The following is a 16,008-nucleotide window of genomic DNA, read 5'->3' on the forward strand; positions in this document are numbered from 1 at the left end:
GACGGCCTACATTTCGGTGAAAAATAATTTTTCGGAACAACTGGTTCCGGATTTTTAAGAAGACACCGGAGACTAGTCGACATGGACGGATAGGCATCCCGCACCGGGATTGCAAGCACTGAACCGACCACGGCCCCGGCTGGCGTTTCCCGCGCCGCCACCTATACAGAAGAGAAGCCGTGGCGCCTGCCAAAAACGCTGGTCTGGCTGCAAGTAGCACCGGCAGCACGCGCAGCACAGGAGACACACCATGATCCAACAACCCGAGTCCGGCAACGGACTATCCCACGGCCTCAAGCAACGCCACATGACCATGATCGCGCTTGGCGGCGTGATCGGCGCCGGCCTGTTCGTCGGCAGCGGCGTCGTCATCAAGTCGGCCGGCCCCGGCGCGGTCCTTTCCTTCCTGATCACCGGCCTGCTGGTCGTGCTGGTCATGCGCATGCTGGGCGAGATGGCATGCGCGCTGCCCGGCACGGGCGGCTTCTACGAGTATGCGCGCGAAGCCTGGCGCGACCGCCCCGCGGTGGGCAACCTCGCCGGCTTCCTGACCGGCTGGATGTACTGGTATTTTTGGGTCATCGTGGTGGCGCTCGAAGCCGTTGCCGGCGCCGACCTGGTGCGCTACTGGCTGCCCGACGTGCCTAACTGGACCATCAGCCTGGTGCTGCTGGTGATGCTGACGCTGACCAACCTGGTGTCGGTCAAGTCGTTCGGCGAGTTCGAGTTCTGGTTCGCCTCGATCAAGGTCGCGGCAATCATCGTGTTCCTGTTCGTCGCCGGCGTGTACGTGCTGGGCCTGGCTCCCGGCGCCCAGGGCATGCAGGTGGCCAACCTGACCGCCAATGGCGGCTTCCTGCCGAACGGCATCGTGCCGGTGCTGACCGGCGCGGTCGCGGCCACCGGCTTCTACTTCGGCGCCGAGATCGTCACCATCGCCGCGGCCGAGACCGCCGAGCCGCAGAAGGCCGTGGCCAAGGCCACCAGCTCGGTGATCACGCGCGTGCTGGTGTTCTATGTCGGCTCGATCCTGCTGGTGGTATGCCTGGTGCCGTGGAATTCCAACAGCATCGCCACGCCGTACGTCAGCGCGCTGAACGTGATGGGCGTGCCCGCCGCCGCGCAGATCATGAACGCGATCGTGCTGACCGCGGTGCTGTCGGCGCTCAACTCCGGCCTGTACGCTTCGTCGCGCATGCTGTTCGCGCTGACCCGCCGCGGCGATGCGCCGCAGTCGCTTGCCCGCGTCAGCCGCAATGGCGTGCCGGTGCGCGCGATCCTGGTGGCCACGCTGTTCGGCTACGGCGCGGTGGTGATGTCCTATGTCTCGCCCGATACGGTGTTCGCCTTCCTGGTCAACTCGTACGGCACCGTCGCCATCTTCGTCTACATCCTGATCGCGATCTCGCAGCTGCGCCTGCGCTCGCGGCTGGAACGCGAAGCGCCGGGCCTGCTGCGGGTGCGCATGTGGTGCTTCCCGTATCTCACCTATGTCGCGATCCTGGGTATGCTGGGCATCGTGATCGCCATGGCCTTTATCCCCGACCAGCGCACACCGCTTGCGCTGGGGGTGGTCAGCCTGCTGATCCTGCTGATTGCCTACGGCGCGCGGCAACTGTTTCGCCGTGGCGCTGAGCCGGTAGTGCCGCTGGCAGAGATGCCAAGGCCAGACCTCCACAAGTATTGATGTGCCACGCGGCGCGCCAGTGCAGTAAGCTGGCGCGCTGTGTCGTTTAGCTGCCCCCGCACCATGAGCCTCAAGTCCCCCGCCACCATGTGGTTCCAGCTGTTCCAGCAGCACGCGCTGTCCGGCCTGAGCCTGCAGGGCAAGATCCGCCAGATGCTGGTGTCGGCGATCCTCGACCAGCAACTGCCGCAGGGCGAGCCGCTGCCGAGCAGCCGCGAGCTGTCCGCGCAGCTGCGCGTGGCGCGCAACACCGTGGTGCTGGCGTACCAGCAGCTGGTCGATGAAGGCTACCTGGTGGCGCGCGAACGCAGCGGCTATTTCGTCAATCCAGAGATCCTCGGCACGCGCGTCAGCGGCGTGGCCTCGCTGCGCGGCGAGCCGGTACCCGAGCGCGGCGGCGAGCCCGACTGGGAGCGGCGCTTCGTGTTCCGCCCCACGCAGCAGCGCAATATCGTCAAGCGCGCCAACTGGCGCGACTACCCCTACCCGTTCATCTACGGCCAGTACGACCCCGCGCTGTTCCCCACCGCCGACTGGCGCGAATGCTGCCTGAAGGCGCTCAGCGTGCTCGACATCCACGACTGGGCCCAGGACATGATCCTGCGCGACGACGAGTCGCTGGTGCAGCAGATCCGCACGCGCGTATTGCCGCGCCGCGGCGTCTGGGCCGGCGCCGACGAGATCGTGGTCACCGTGGGCGCGCAGCAGGCGCTTTACCTGCTGGCCGACCTGCTGGTCAGCCCCGATACGCCGGTCGGCATCGAAGACCCCGGCTACCCGGACGCGCGCAATATCTTCGGCTCGCATACCTCGCACCTGGTACCGCTGCCGGTCGACGGCGAGGGCCTGGTGCTGTCCGACGCGCAGCGCGCGTGCGACTACGTCTACGTCACGCCCAGCCACCAGTGCCCCACCACGGTCACCATGCCGCTGGCACGCCGGCAGGCGCTGCTGCGCCAGGCCGAGGAAGCGGACTTCGTGCTGATCGAGGACGACTACGAAAGCGAGAGCCGCTTCGAAGGCGACCCCACCCCCACGCTCAAGAGCCTGGACCGCGGCAACCGCGTGATCTATGTCGGCAGCCTGTCCAAGAGCCTGGCGCCGGGGCTGCGCATCGGCTATGTGGTCGGGCCGGCGCCGCTGATCGTCGAGTTGCGCGCGGCGCGGCGGCTGATGCTGCGGCATCCGTCGGCGTATATCCAGCGCGCGTTCTCGCTGTTCCTGTCGCTGGGCCACTACGACGCGCACCTGCGGCGCCTGTCGGCGGCGCACCGCGAGCGCGCCGAGGCGGTGCTGGCGGCGCTGGCCGCGCATATGCCCGACTTCCGCCCGGTGCCGATCGCCGGCGGCGCGTCATGCTGGATCGAAGGGCCGCCCTGGCTCGACGCCGACGCGCTGGCGCGACTGGCCGAGCTGCAGGGCGTGCTGATCGAGCCCGGCAGCGTCTTCTTCATGGCCGAGCCCGCGCCACGCAACGTGTTCCGGCTGGGCTACTCGTCGATCTCGCTGGACCGCATCGAGCCCGGCATCCGCGTGCTGGCGGCCGTGGCACGTGAACTGCAGGCCACCGCCGGCGCGCCAGGCGCGGCCGTAGCGGACGCCGCCGTCACTTCCCGCGCCCGCCCCGCGGCCTGATCGGGCCTGCGCAGGCTGGCCCCATGCTGGCCCAAGCGATTGTCCCGAACTGGCGCTACAGCGCCGCGGCCGGCTTCCCTATCCTCGAGTCATGGCCGGTTCCGCAGCGCCTTGCGCGGGCCGGTGGACAACACTCAGGAGACCAAGCCATGTCCGATCGCAACACCGCCGCCGGCATTGAACTGCTGCAAGCCTTCAACGACGCCTGGAACCGCCACGACCTCGAAGCCCTGATGGGCTTCATGGCCGACGACTGCGCCTTCCACGGCGTGGCCGGCAGCGAACTGCTGGGCCGCAGCTTCATCGGCCGCGACGCCGTGCGCGAAGGCTTCCAGCTCGCGTGGCAGACCTTCCCCGACGCGCAATGGGTCGATGGCGAGCATTTCGTCGTGGGCGACCGCGGCGTCAGCGAATCCACCTTCAAAGGCACCCGTGCCGACGGCGCCCGCATCGAAGCGCGCATGGTCGACGTCTTCACCTTCCGCGACGGCAAGATCGCGGTGAAGAACGCCTATCGCAAGGACCGCCCGCCCGTGGTGGCAGCGCAAGCCTGAACGCAGGAGACGCGCCATGGAAGCCGTAGTCCCCCGCAGTGCCCTGGGCGGCGAGCACACGACCGCGCCGTCGCGTCCGTACGACCCCGCCTACGACCCGCTGCATACCCCCACCCCCGGGCAAGGCCGCGAGTACGCGCCTACCTACTGGATCGGCACCGCCGGCACGCCGCCCGCCGACGACGGCCCGATCACGCATGACATCGACGTCGACGTGGCCATCATCGGCTCCGGCTTCACCGGCCTGACCTGCGCGATCTTCCTGGCGCAGCAGTACGGCATCAAGGCCACCGTGCTCGAAGCCAACCGCGTCAGCTGGGGCTGCAGCACGCGCAACGGCGGCCAGGCGCAATGCGCGTCGGGGCGGCTCAAGCGCTCGCAGTGGATCCAGCGCTACGGGCTTGACACGGCGCTGCGCCTGCATGAAGAGGTCTGCGACGGCATGGAGACCTTCAAGGGCCTGATCCGGGACATCGACTGCGATCCGCAGCCGGGCGGGCACCTGTACATCGCGCACCGCGACAAGGTAATGCCCGGGCTGGAGAAGGAAGCGAAGCTCCTGCGCGAGGTGTTCAAGTACGACGCGCGCATCCTCGATGCCGACACCGTGCGGCGCGAATACGTCGACGACAAGGAAGCCGCGGGCGCCATGCACGAGCCCGAAGGCATCGGCATCCACGCCGGCAAGCTGGCCTTCGGCTACCTGCGCCGCGCGCGCGAGCTGGGCGCCAAAGTGCATCCGTCCAGCCCCGTGACCGGCTGGGAAACGCGCAACGGCGTCCACTACCTGCGCACCCCCGGCGGCATCGTGCGCGCCCGCGCGGTGGGTGTGGCCACCGGCGGCTATACGTCGCAGTCGCTGCACCGCGAGCTCAAGAACCGGCTGTTCCCGATCCTCTCGAACTCGATCGTCACGCGCCCGCTGACCGCCGATGAACTGGCGGCGTGCAACTTCCGCACCACGCAGGTCATCACCGACACGCGCATCCTGCGCCACTACTACCGGCTGATGCCCGACGGCCGCCTGCAGATCGGCAGCCGCAGCGCCATCTCCGGCAACGACGCGCCGCAGGACCAGTACAAGCAGAAGCTGATCGCCGACATGTACCGCAAGTTCCCGGCGCTGCGCGGGATCCAGATCGACTACTCGTGGTGGGGCTGGGTCGATGTCAGCCACGACATGATGCCGCGCATCACGCAGCCGGACCCGTCGCAATCGATCTACTACGCGATGGGCTATGGCGGTAACGGCGTGATGTATTCCGCGCAGGCGGGCAAGCGGCTGGCGGCGCTGATCGCCGGCAAGGAATCATCGCTGCCGCAGCTGCCGATCTTCCGCTCGCCGCTGCCGTTCCCGAATGTGCGCGAGATGGTGGAGTCGCAGATGTTCGCGCCGTTCCGCCGGATGGGGCAGCGGGTGCTGTATCACTGGTATCACTGGAAGGATGATGTGTTTTGAATGGGGCGCGGTGCTGCTTGCCGGCCATGCTTCAGCGCGCCAACGCCCCTTGTGCAGGCTCCCCTCTCCCGCCCGGCGGGAGAGGGGTGGGGGTGAGGGCCGGAGTATCCACGGAGTGAGCCACGTCGCTATTGCCGGCACCCGCCCTCACCCCCGGCCCCTCTCCCGCGCGCGGGAGAGGGGAGCAAACCCGCAGTCTCTCTAACCGCTTGTCGGACCACCACCGACACCCAAACCGGACCCCGCCGCCTCCTCACCGCGCACGCCGCCGCAGTATGATGCCCAGGTCTCCCGCCCCGGGAGCATCGTGGCCGCATACCGGCCGCAGTGCGTCAGGAGGCACGTATGGACCACCCCCGGCCGTTCCCGTCCGAACCCGCGCGCCCCGGCGACCTGGTCGTCGCCCGGCCTGAAGGCTTGTATTGCCCGCCCGGCGACTTCTATATCGATCCGTGGCGCCCGGTCGAGCGCGCCGTCATTACCCACGCCCACTCCGACCATGCCCGCTTCGGACACGCACACTACCTCTGTCCGGAACCCGGCCGCGGCGTGCTGTTGGCGCGACTGCCAGGCATCCACCTGAACACCCTGCCCTACGGCGAACGCATCACCCATCACGGCGTCACGCTGAGCCTGCATCCGGCCGGGCACGTGCTCGGCTCGTGCCAGGTGCGGCTGGAATACGGCGGCCAGGCTTGGGTGGCCTCCGGCGACTACAAGCTGGAAGCCGATGGCACCTGCGACCCGTTCGAGCCGGTGCGGTGCGATACCTTCATCACCGAAAGCACCTTCGGCCTGCCGATCTACCGCTGGCCGTCGCAGGCGACGCTGATGGCGGAGATCTTCCACTGGTGGCAGGCCAATGCGCAGGCCGGCCGCGCCAGCATCGTCTACGCCTACAGCTTCGGCAAGGCGCAGCGCATCCTGCATGGCCTGCTGCACCATGCCGGCATCGATGGGCTGCCCGGCACGGTGATCGTGCACGGCGCGCTGACCACGCTCAACGCCGCCTACGCCGAGGCCGGCGTGGCACTGCCGCCGATGGCGCTCGCGTCAGAACTGCCGCCGCGCAGCCCGCTGCTGCGGCAGGCGCTGGTGGTGGCGCCGCCGTCGGCGCAGCGCTCGTCCTGGCTGCGGCGCTTCGGCGATGCGTCCGACGCCTTTGCCAGCGGCTGGATGCAGTTGCGCGGCACGCGCCGGCGCCGCGGGGTCGACCGCGGCTTTGCGCTGTCCGACCACGCCGACTGGCCGGGGCTGCTGCAGGCAATCAGTGCCACCGGCGCCGGCCGCATCATCGTGACCCACGGCAACGTGCCGGTGATGGTGCGCTACCTGAACGAACGCGGCTGGCAGGCGCAGGCGTTCGAGACCGAGTACGGCGACGACGATGAATCGGTGCGCGTGGAGTCGCAGGCGGCTGAAACCGCGGCTGAAACCGCGGACGGAGCCGGCAACGGAGCCGGCAACGGAGCCAGCGAAGAACAGGCCGCCCCATGAAAGCCTTCGCCGACCTCTACGCCGCGCTCGACGGCACCACTTCCACCAAGGCCCGGCTGGCCGCGCTGGTCGACTACCTGCGCGCCGCGCCGCCGCAGGACGCGGCCTGGGCCGTGTACTTCCTGGCCGGCGGCAAGCCACGGCAGATCGTCCCGGTGTCGGTACTGCGCGAACTCGCGCGCGAAGCCGCCGGCCTGCCCGACTGGCTGTTCGAGGAGAGCTACCAGGCCGTCGGCGACCTTGCCGAGACCATTGCCCTGCTGCTGCCCGAACCCATGGACGCTGACCACGCCGGCCTGGCCGAATGGGTCGAGCAGCGCCTGCTGCCGCTGCGCGGGCTGCCGCCGGAAGACCTGATGCCGCGGCTCGATGCGCTGTGGCGCCCGCTGGACGCGCAGGGCCGGCTGGTGCTGTTCAAGCTGATCACCGGCGCCTTCCGCGTCGGCGTGTCGCGCCTGCTGGTCACGCGCGCGCTGGGCGACGTGGCGGGCATCGATCCCAAGCGCGTGGCCGAGCGCATGGTCGGCTACACCGACCTGTCGGCGCGTCCCGATGCCGCACGCTTCCTCGCCTTGCTGGCGCCGGAGGGCGATGACGACCGCCAGCTGCGCGCCGGCGGACAGCCCTATCCGTTCTTTCTCGCGCATCCGCTGCAGTCCCCCGTGGAGCAGTTCGGCGGCGTGCTCGGCGCCCCCGGCGGCTGGCTGGTCGAATGGAAATGGGACGGCATCCGCGCGCAGCTGGTGTGCCGCGACGGACAGACCTGGCTGTGGTCGCGCGGCGAGGAGCTGATTACCGAGCGCTTCCCGGAGATCATCGACGCCGCGGCGGCGCTGCCCGATGGCACCGTGCTCGACGGCGAGATCGTGATCTGGCAGCACGGCCGCGTGCAGCCGTTCTCGCTGCTGCAGCAGCGCATCGGCCGCAAGACGCTGAGCGCGAAGCTGCTGCGCGACGCGCCGGCGATCCTGATGGCGTACGACCTGCTCGAATGGCAAGGACAGGACTGGCGCGGCCGGCCGCAGGCGGAGCGCCGCGCGCGGCTGGAGCAGGTGATCGCCACCCACATCCATCCGGCGCTGGAGCTGAGCCCTCTGGTCGACGCCGACAGCTGGGAGCACTACGCGCGGCTGCGCGATGCCTCGCGCGACCTTGGCGTGGAAGGCTTCATGCTCAAGGCGGCGGATGCGGCCTACGGCGCCGGCCGCACAAAGGACGTGGGCGTCTGGTGGAAATGGAAGATCGACCCCTATTCGGTCGATGCGGTGCTGATCTACGCGCAGCGCGGCCACGGCCGCCGCGCCAGCCTCTATACCGACTTCACCTTTGCGGTGTGGAACGCACCGCAGGGTACGCCGGGCCGGACGCTGGTGCCGTTCGCCAAGGCCTATTCCGGGCTGACCGACCAGGAGATGCGCGCGGTCGATGCCATCATCCGCCGCACCACCGTCGAGAAGTTCGGCCCGGTGCGCAGCGTCGAGCCCACGCAGGTGTTCGAGCTGGGCTTCGAAGGCATCGCCCGCAGCGGCCGCCACAAGAGCGGTATCGCGGTGCGCTTCCCGCGCATGCTGCGCTGGCGCACCGACAAGCCCATCGAGGAAGCCGACACCCTGGCCGCGCTGGAAGCCATGCTGCCCGGTGCCACCACGCCCCGGGAGGACGCCGCATGACCCCGCCGCGTGCCGCGCGCAAGCCGGCGGATGACGCCGCTGAGCCGCTCACCGTCGCGCAGGGCCTGCAGGCGCTGTTCGATGTGCGCGGCTGGCAGCCGTTCCCGTTCCAGCGCGAAGTCTGGACAGCGATCGCGCGCGGCCAGAGCGGGCTGCTGCATGCCACCACCGGCACCGGCAAGACCTATGCGGCGTGGCTGGGCGCGCTGATGGCATTCGGCACGCCGCGCGCCGCGCCGTCGCACGATAAACCAGCGCCGCCGCTGACGGTGCTGTGGCTGACGCCGATGCGCGCCCTCGCCGCCGACACCACGCGCGCGCTGCAGGCGCCGCTGGCGGAACTCGGCCTCGACTGGACCGTGGCGCTGCGCACCGGCGACACCGGCAGCGCCGAGCGCGCAGCGCAGCAGCGCCGCCTGCCCACCGCGCTGGTGACCACGCCGGAAAGCCTGACGCTGATGCTGACCCGCGCCGACGCGCACGAAACCCTGCGGCACGTGCGCATGGTAGTGGTCGACGAATGGCACGAGCTGATCGGCAACAAGCGCGGCGTGCAGGCGCAGCTGGCGCTGGCGCGGCTGCGGCAATGGCAGCCGGCGCTGATGGTGTGGGGCCTGTCGGCCACGCTCGGCAACCTGCCGCATGCCGCCGACGTGCTGCTGTCCGGCGTGCCGCAAGACCAGCGCGTGCTGGTGCACGGGCATACGCCCAAGACGCTCATCATCGACACGCTGCTGCCCGGCAATGCCAGCCGTTTCCCGTTCGCCGGCCACCTGGGCCTGTCGATGCTGCCGCACGTGGTCGAGGAGCTCGAGCACAGCGGCACCACGCTGGTTTTCCTCAACACCCGCTCGCAGGCCGAGCTGTGGTACCAGGCGCTGCTCGATGCGCGCCCGGACTGGGCCGGCCAGATCGCGCTGCACCACGGCTCGCTCGACCGCGCGGTGCGCGAATGGGTGGAACTGAGCCTGAAGAACGGCGAGCTGCGCGCGGTGGTCTGCACTTCAAGCCTGGACCTCGGCGTCGACTTCCTGCCGGTCGAGCGCGTGCTGCAGGTGGGATCGCCCAAGGGCGTGGCGCGGCTGCTGCAGCGTGCCGGGCGCTCCGGCCACGCGCCGGGCCGCGCGTCGCGCGTGACGGTGGTGCCCACGCACAGCCTGGAGCTGGTGGAAGCGGTAGCCGCGCGGCACGCGGTGCAGGCGGGCCGGATCGAGGCGCGCGAGTCGCCCGACAAGCCGCTCGACGTGCTGGTGCAGCATTTGGTGACGGTGGCGCTGGGCGGCGGCTTCCGCGCCGATGCGCTGCTGGCTGAGGTGCGCAGCGCCTGGGCCTACCGTGGGCTGACCGACGCCGAATGGCAATGGTGCCTGGACTTCGTGCGCCAGGGCGGCGCCACGCTGTCGGCCTATCCCGACTTCCGTCGCGCCATACCCGACGAGGAAGGCGTCTGGCGCGTGCCCGACGCGGGGCTGGCGCGGCGCCATCGCATGAGCGTGGGCACCATCGTCAGCGACGCCACCATGCAGGTGCGCTACTGGAGCCGCGCCGGCAGCGGCGGCGCCTCGCTGGGATCGGTCGAGGAAGGCTTTATCGCGCGGCTGGCGCCGGGCGACTGCTTCCTGTTCGGCGGCCGCCTGCTGGAACTGGTGCGCGTACAGGAGATGACCGCCTACGTGCGCCGCGCCACCGGCAGGCGCCCGGTGGTGCCGCGCTGGAACGGCGGCAAGATGCCGATGTCGACCGAGCTCGCCGAAGCGGTGATCGACACGCTCGAAGCCGCCGCCGCGGGCCGGCTCGATGCGCGCACCACGCCCGAACTGCCGCTGATCCAGCCGCTGGTGGACCTGCAGGCGCAGTGGTCGGCGCTGCCGACGCGCCAGACCCTGCTGGCCGAGTCGCTGCACTCGCGCGAGGGCTGGCACCTGTTCCTCTATCCCTTCGCCGGCCGCTCGGTCCACCTTGGGCTGGGCAGCCTGCTGGCGTGGCGGCTGGGGCAGAAAATGCCGGCGACGTTCTCGGTCGCGGTCAACGACTACGGGCTGGAACTGCTGGCCTCGGCGCCGCTGGACTGGGGCCACTGGCTGCCGCAGGTGCTGGCCGAGGAGCGCCGGCGCGACCTGGCCGCCGACGTGCTCGGCAGCCTCAATGCGGGCGAGCTGTCGCTGCGGCGCTTCCGCGAGATCGCGCGCGTGGCCGGGCTGATCTTCCAGGGCTATCCGGGCGCGCCCAAGAGCGCGCGGCAGTTGCAGGCGTCGTCGAGCCTGTTCTACGAGGTCTTCCGCAAGCACGATCCCGGCAACCTGCTGCTCGGCCAGGCCGAGCGCGAGGTGCTGATGCAGGAACTGGATGCGCACCGGCTGGCCGAAACCCTCGAACGGCTGGCCGCGCTCAGGCTCGACCTGCACGATCTGAAGCGGCCCACGCCGCTGTCGTTCCCGCTGGTGGTGGAATTCCTGCGCGAGAAGCTCAGCACCGAGAAGCTGGCCGACCGCATCGCGCGCATGCTGGCCGAGCTGGAACTGGCGGCGGGCCCCGAGCCCGGTGAAGCCGCCGGCATGCAGGCGGAAGCAGTGGCCGAGGCCGCGCGCTTCGGCATGGCAGACCACGCCGGCCCGTCCGCGCGCACGCCGCGCAAGCCGCGCCGCGTGCGCAAGCCCTCCAAACCCCTGCCGCTGCTATGACACCGGATACCGGCACCCTGCAGGCCAATGGCGCCTGCGCCATTCAGGTAGCGGGAGAAACACTGTGGCTGCTGCCCGAGCATGCGGCGTGGTGGCCCGCTGCCGGCATGCTGATGGTGGCCGACGTGCATTTCGGCAAGGCCGCGGCATTCCGCGCGCTGGGGCAGCCGGTGCCGCACGGCACCACCGGCGACAACCTCGGCCTGCTGACGCGGCTGACGCGGCAGTTGCCGGTCGAGGAACTGGTTTTCCTGGGCGACTTCCTGCACGCGCGCGCGGCGCGCACGCCTGCGGTGCTGGCGGCGCTGGACGGCTGGCGCCGCAGCCTGCCGCCGCAGGTGCGCTGCACGCTGGTGCGCGGCAACCACGATGCGCGCGCCGGCGATCCGCCCGACTCGCTACAGATCCGCGTGGTGACGGAACCCGCCGTGGCGAGCCCCTTCGCGCTGTGCCATTTGCCCGGCGTGTCGCCGCTGGGCTACGTGCTGGCGGGCCACCTGCATCCGGCCTGCCGCTTGCGCGGCGCCGGCGCCGACAGCCTGCGCCTGCCCTGCTTCCTGTTCGGCCCGCGCAGCGCCATCCTGCCCGCCTTCGGCGCCTTCACCGGCCACGCCACAGTGCGGCCGCAGCCGGACGAACGCGTCTACGTGGTCGGCGGCGGCCGCGTCTGGCCGGTTGGCCGCGCGCCTCGGAACAGCGCTTAGATCAACGCTTAGAACAGGGTGTAGCCGCCGTCGATGACGAAGGTGTCGCCGGTGTGGTAGGCCGACGCCGGGCTCATCAGGTAGACCGCAATGCCCGCGAAATCGCTGCCCTCGCCCCAGCGGCGCATCGGCACGCGCTTGTGCACCATCTCCTGGAAGGCATCGCTGGCCTGCGCGGCGCCGGTCATCTCGGTCTTGATCCACCCTGGCAGGATCGAATGCGCGCGGATGCCCTTGCGCGCATATTCGACGGCCAGGCCGCGCATCATCGAGATCACGCCGCCCTTGGTGGCGGCATAGTGCTCGGTGCGCGGCGCCCCTTCGATGGCCGCGACCGACGCGGTGCTGCACAGCACGCCGCCCTCGCCCTGCACCAGCATTTGCCGCACCGCGGCGCGCAGCGTGAAAAAGGCGCCGTCCAGGTTGACGCGCATGGTCTTGCGCCACACCTCCGCCGTCATCGCATCGAACGGCCCCTTGTTGCCGCCGATGCCGGCGTTGGCGAAGCAGCCGTCGATCCGCCCCAGCGCCGCCACCGTGCGCTGCATCGCAGCATCGACCGCCTGCTCGTCGCCCACGTCGCACACCTCGGTGTGCACCCGGCGGCCATGCTGCGCCAGCCGGTCGGCGGCGGCGGCATTCTTGTCCGCGTTGGTGCCCCAGATGGCGATATCCGCGCCGGCCGCGGCCAGGCCCTCGGCAATGCCCAGCCCGATGCCGCCGTTGCCGCCGGTCACCAGGGCCACTTTTCCTGCCAGGTCGAAGGGGTGCTTGCTCATGTCTGTCTCCTCGGATGGTGGGTCGCTGCCTCGACCGGACATTGTTGACCCGTCACGGCACGGCGCTCGTCGTCGGAACCGATGAGTTTGGATGCGCGCCGGCGCACTTCCGGGCCCACTTTCTGAAGCTAAGGATTTCCATGATTGACGCTTGCCCGTGCCACCGCTCCGCCCGGCCTGTCGCCATTTCCAGCCCCGCGGCGGGGCTGGTCCCAGCGAATCCGGCCAACTGGTCCTATAGCGCCGGATCGGCGCTCACCTATAAAGCCGAGACCTTCAACCCATTCCTTTCGAGGAGCAGAACCATGCGGTGGATCAAGCGACTTGCGACGTATTTCGCCCTGGCAACAGCACTGGTGCCAGCCGCCCACGCGCAAAGCAAGGATGTAGTGATTGCTTACCAGGACATGGTGGTGCCCTGGCGTTATGCGCAAGACATGAAGGAGCTGGAGAAGCAGACCGGCTACAAGGTTTCGTTCCGCCAGTTCGGCGGCGGCGGCGACGTGATCCGTGCGATGGCGTCGGGCCAGATCGCCATCGGCGAGGCAGGCACTTCGCCGATCGCCTCGGCGCTGTCGCAAGGGCTCGACGTGGAGCTGTTCTGGATCCTGGACGACATCAACGCGGCCGAGGCCATGGTCGCGCGCAATGGCAGCAAGATCGCCAGCATCGCGGATCTGAAAGGCAAGCGCGTGGGCGTGCCGTTCGTGTCGACCACGCACTATCACACGCTGGTCGCGCTGGAACGCGCCAAGGTCAATCCCAAGGACGTGCGCATCGTCAACATGCGCCCGCCCGAGGTCGCAGCCGCATGGGAGCGAGGCGACATCGACGCGACCTTTATCTGGGACCCGGTCCTGGCCAAGCTCAAGCAGTCGGGCACGGTGCTGACAACCTCCGGCCAGATCGCCGCCGATACCGGCAAGGCCACCTTCGACGGGATGATCGCCAACAAGAAATTCGCGCGGGAAAACCCGGAATTCATGGTCAAGCTGGTGCGCGTGCTGGCTGCCGCGGATGACAACTACCGCAAGAACAAGGCGTCATGGACCCCCGATTCTCCGATGGTCAAGGCGGTGGCCAAGGTCTCCGGCGCCAAGGCCGAGACGGTGCCCGCCAGCATGGCGCTGTATGCCTTCCCGACACTGGAAGAACAGGTCTCGGAGCGCTGGCTCGGCGGCGGCGCGGCGCGCGCGCTGCAGTCGGCGGCGCAGTTCCTGAAGGAGCAAGGGACGATCCAGACGGTGTTGCCGGACTACGGCAAGGGCGTCAATGCGGAATGGGCCAAACGAGCGCTGCGGTAACGCGCGATGTGTGTGGAACGGCAAGAGCAGCGGAAATCGTCATGAACAAACTTGAAATCGATAACCTCAGCGTGAACTACGGCGCCGCCGGCGGCGCACGCACGCTGGCCCTGTCGCAGGTCAATCTCACCATGGAGCGCGGCGATTTCGTGGTCGCGCTGGGCGCCTCCGGCTGCGGCAAGACCACGCTGCTGTCGTGCATTGCCGGCTTCATGGAGCCCTCGGAAGGCGAGATCCGGCTGAACGGCAAGGCGGTGCGCGGGCCCGGTGCCGAGCGCGGCGTGGTGTTCCAGAAGCATGCGCTGATGCCGTGGCTGAGCGTGGCCGACAACGTGGCGCTGGGCCTGCGCCTGCGCGGCGTGCCGCGTGCCGAACGCCTGCGCATCGCGCGCGAAAAGCTGGCCGCGGTGGGGCTGGAAGCGGCGGCCGCCAAGCCCGTCTACCAGCTTTCCGGCGGCATGCAGCAGCGCGTGGGAATCGCGCGCGCGCTGGCCTGCGACCCCGCCGTGATGCTGATGGACGAGCCGCTGGGCGCGCTCGATGCGCTGACGCGCGAGTCGATCCAGGCGCTGATCCTCAGGCTGTGGGCGAAGGAGCAGAAGATTGTGTTCTTCATCACCCACAGCGTGGAAGAGGCGCTGTTCCTGGCGACGCGGCTGATCGTGATGACGCCGTCGCCGGGCCGCATCGCGCATACCTATGAACTGCCCTTCGCGCGCCGCTTCATCGAGTGCGGCGATGCCCGCCAGGTCAAGTCCGACCCGGAATTCATCCGCTACCGCGAAGAGATCGTCGACCTGATCCATGCCACCGCCTGAGGAATTCAAGATGCCCGCTTCCGTTCAACGCATCGAACCCGCGCCGCGCGCAGCGCCTGCCGCCGCGCCTGCCAGCAAGCCGATGAAAGCCGTCTCGGGCTACCGCCTGCCCGGCGAAGGCTCCAGCTCGCGCATCTCCACCGTGACCGTGGTGGGCCTGCTCGTGCTGTGGTGGGTCGCCAGCCACCTGCGCTGGCTTCCGCCACTGTTCCTGCCCACGCCGGAGTCGATCGTCACCGCCTTCATCGATGGCTGGCAGGGCAACCTGCAAGGCGGCCAGCCGCTGACCGAGCATTTCACCGCGAGCATGGTGCGCGTGTTCGGCGCGTTCGGGCTGGCGGTGGTCACGGCGGTGCCGATCGGCGTGCTGATGGGCGTGTCGCGCATCGCGCGCGGCATCTTCGATCCGCCCATCGAGTTCTATCGCCCGCTGCCGCCGCTGGCCTACCTGCCGCTGATCGTGATCTGGTTCGGCATCGACGAGACCTCGAAGGTGCTGCTGATCTTCCTGGCGTGCTTTGCGCCGCTGGCGATGTCGGCGCAGGCAGGCGTGCGCTCGGTCACGATCGAGCAGATCAACGCGGCCTATTCGATGGGCGCCACGCCGTGGCAGGTGGTGCGGCACGTGGTGCTGCCCGCCGCGCTACCCGACATCCTGACCGGCATGCGCATTGCGATCGGCTTCGGATGGACCACGCTGGTGGCCGCCGAGATGGTGGCCGCGACCGCCGGGCTGGGGCAGATGGTGCTGAATGCTTCCAACTTCCTGCGGACTGATGTGGTGATCATGGGGATCGTGCTGATCGGGTTGATTGCTTATGTGTTTGATTTGCTGATGAGGAAGATGGCGAAGTGGATGGTGCCTTGGAAGGGGAGGATGTAAGGCTTTTTTTGGCGGGCTGCTGTCTTGGTGCCCGCTGGTTTCTTGCCTGCGGCTGGGATCTGGTAGTTGTTTTTATGCCCGGTTCCGCCCTGAAGGGCGGGTAACTTTTTGTCCGAGCGACAAAAAGTCACCAAAAAGCGCGTTTACGGCCCTGCGGGCGGCCACTCTTATCGTAGTGTGCCGGGGTTTTCGTACGGGGCTTTGCTTCGTTGCAGGGCGGGACTGCCTGACGCCTTGGTGCGCTACGGTGGCTCTGGATTGACGTGATGTTTGAACGAGCCCAGAGCTGTGGGTGGCCCCTGCTGCTGGCGTCAACGTAGGAACGCCTGCGGCTGCG

At 69.2% G+C, this 16,008-nt stretch carries 12 protein-coding genes; 11 read left to right on the forward strand and 1 reads right to left on the reverse strand.

Features of this window, described 5'->3' with window-relative positions:
• Nucleotides 1-250 precede the first annotated feature (250 nt).
• From VSR71_RS27610 to pdeM, 8 genes are all read left to right on the forward strand, one after another.
• Nucleotides 251-1,687: an amino acid permease gene (locus VSR71_RS27610; RefSeq protein ID WP_342916948.1), complete on the forward strand. Its 1,437-nt coding sequence runs from the start codon at nt 251-253 to the stop codon at nt 1,685-1,687.
• Nucleotides 1,688-1,750: 63 nt separating this feature from the next.
• Nucleotides 1,751-3,322: a PLP-dependent aminotransferase family protein gene (locus VSR71_RS27615; RefSeq protein ID WP_342916949.1), complete on the forward strand. Its 1,572-nt coding sequence runs from the start codon at nt 1,751-1,753 to the stop codon at nt 3,320-3,322.
• A gap of 149 nt (nt 3,323-3,471) precedes the next feature.
• Nucleotides 3,472-3,876 carry a nuclear transport factor 2 family protein gene (locus VSR71_RS27620; protein WP_342916950.1) on the forward strand — a complete coding sequence of 135 codons (405 nt, stop codon included), beginning with the start codon at nt 3,472-3,474 and terminating at the stop codon, nt 3,874-3,876.
• Nucleotides 3,877-3,892: 16 nt separating this feature from the next.
• The gene (locus VSR71_RS27625) at nt 3,893-5,335 is read left to right on the forward strand and encodes an FAD-binding oxidoreductase (protein ID WP_342916951.1); all 1,443 of its coding nucleotides are present in this window, start codon (nt 3,893-3,895) and stop codon (nt 5,333-5,335) included.
• 345 nt (nt 5,336-5,680) lie between these two features.
• Nucleotides 5,681-6,832: a ligase-associated DNA damage response exonuclease gene (locus tag VSR71_RS27630; protein ID WP_342916952.1), complete on the forward strand. Its 1,152-nt coding sequence runs from the start codon at nt 5,681-5,683 to the stop codon at nt 6,830-6,832.
• Nucleotides 6,829-8,502 carry an ATP-dependent DNA ligase gene (locus VSR71_RS27635; protein ID WP_342916953.1) on the forward strand — a complete coding sequence of 558 codons (1,674 nt, stop codon included), beginning with the start codon at nt 6,829-6,831 and terminating at the stop codon, nt 8,500-8,502. The genes VSR71_RS27630 and VSR71_RS27635 overlap by 4 nt, the downstream gene beginning before the upstream one ends.
• Nucleotides 8,499-11,183 (forward strand): ligase-associated DNA damage response DEXH box helicase, encoded by a 2,685-nt coding sequence (locus VSR71_RS27640; protein ID WP_342916954.1) that lies wholly within the window; start codon nt 8,499-8,501, stop codon nt 11,181-11,183. The genes VSR71_RS27635 and VSR71_RS27640 overlap by 4 nt, the downstream gene beginning before the upstream one ends.
• Nucleotides 11,180-11,887, forward strand: a complete 708-nt coding sequence (pdeM, locus tag VSR71_RS27645; RefSeq protein ID WP_342916955.1) for a ligase-associated DNA damage response endonuclease PdeM — start codon at nt 11,180-11,182, stop codon at nt 11,885-11,887. The genes VSR71_RS27640 and pdeM overlap by 4 nt, the downstream gene beginning before the upstream one ends.
• 8 nt (nt 11,888-11,895) lie before the next feature.
• Here pdeM and VSR71_RS27650 read toward each other — a convergent pair whose 3' ends face one another.
• Complete coding sequence (locus VSR71_RS27650) at nt 11,896-12,666, reverse strand: SDR family NAD(P)-dependent oxidoreductase (protein WP_342916956.1); 771 nt, start codon at nt 12,664-12,666, stop codon at nt 11,896-11,898.
• Between the two features lie 305 nt (nt 12,667-12,971).
• On the opposite strand from VSR71_RS27650, the gene tauA reads away from it, so the two are divergent.
• From tauA to VSR71_RS27665, 3 genes are read left to right on the forward strand one after another with little or no spacing between them, the layout of a single operon-like run.
• Nucleotides 12,972-13,970 (forward strand): taurine ABC transporter substrate-binding protein, encoded by a 999-nt coding sequence (gene tauA, locus VSR71_RS27655; protein ID WP_342916957.1) that lies wholly within the window; start codon nt 12,972-12,974, stop codon nt 13,968-13,970.
• 41 nt (nt 13,971-14,011) lie between these two features.
• Nucleotides 14,012-14,788: a taurine ABC transporter ATP-binding protein gene (locus VSR71_RS27660; RefSeq protein WP_029044916.1), complete on the forward strand. Its 777-nt coding sequence runs from the start codon at nt 14,012-14,014 to the stop codon at nt 14,786-14,788.
• Nucleotides 14,789-14,798: 10 nt separating this feature from the next.
• Complete coding sequence (locus tag VSR71_RS27665; protein WP_342916958.1) at nt 14,799-15,671, forward strand: ABC transporter permease subunit; 873 nt, start codon at nt 14,799-14,801, stop codon at nt 15,669-15,671.
• The last annotated feature ends 337 nt before the right edge of the window (nt 15,672-16,008 follow it).

The sequence above is a fragment of the Cupriavidus oxalaticus genome, assembly GCF_038900635.1.
GTDB classification, from domain to species: domain Bacteria; phylum Pseudomonadota; class Gammaproteobacteria; order Burkholderiales; family Burkholderiaceae; genus Cupriavidus; species Cupriavidus oxalaticus_B.

Coding starts and splice junctions, on each gene's coding strand:
- VSR71_RS27610 (WP_342916948.1), top strand. CDS start 251: ATGATCCAACAACCCGAGTCCGGCAACGGACTATCCCACGGCCTCAAG.
- VSR71_RS27615 (WP_342916949.1), top strand. CDS start 1,751: ATGAGCCTCAAGTCCCCCGCCACCATGTGGTTCCAGCTGTTCCAGCAG.
- VSR71_RS27620 (WP_342916950.1), top strand. CDS start 3,472: ATGTCCGATCGCAACACCGCCGCCGGCATTGAACTGCTGCAAGCCTTC.
- VSR71_RS27625 (WP_342916951.1), top strand. CDS start 3,893: ATGGAAGCCGTAGTCCCCCGCAGTGCCCTGGGCGGCGAGCACACGACC.
- VSR71_RS27630 (WP_342916952.1), top strand. CDS start 5,681: ATGGACCACCCCCGGCCGTTCCCGTCCGAACCCGCGCGCCCCGGCGAC.
- VSR71_RS27635 (WP_342916953.1), top strand. CDS start 6,829: ATGAAAGCCTTCGCCGACCTCTACGCCGCGCTCGACGGCACCACTTCC.
- VSR71_RS27640 (WP_342916954.1), top strand. CDS start 8,499: ATGACCCCGCCGCGTGCCGCGCGCAAGCCGGCGGATGACGCCGCTGAG.
- pdeM (WP_342916955.1), top strand. CDS start 11,180: ATGACACCGGATACCGGCACCCTGCAGGCCAATGGCGCCTGCGCCATT.
- VSR71_RS27650 (WP_342916956.1), bottom strand. CDS start 12,666: ATGAGCAAGCACCCCTTCGACCTGGCAGGAAAAGTGGCCCTGGTGACC.
- tauA (WP_342916957.1), top strand. CDS start 12,972: ATGCGGTGGATCAAGCGACTTGCGACGTATTTCGCCCTGGCAACAGCA.
- VSR71_RS27660 (WP_029044916.1), top strand. CDS start 14,012: ATGAACAAACTTGAAATCGATAACCTCAGCGTGAACTACGGCGCCGCC.
- VSR71_RS27665 (WP_342916958.1), top strand. CDS start 14,799: ATGCCCGCTTCCGTTCAACGCATCGAACCCGCGCCGCGCGCAGCGCCT.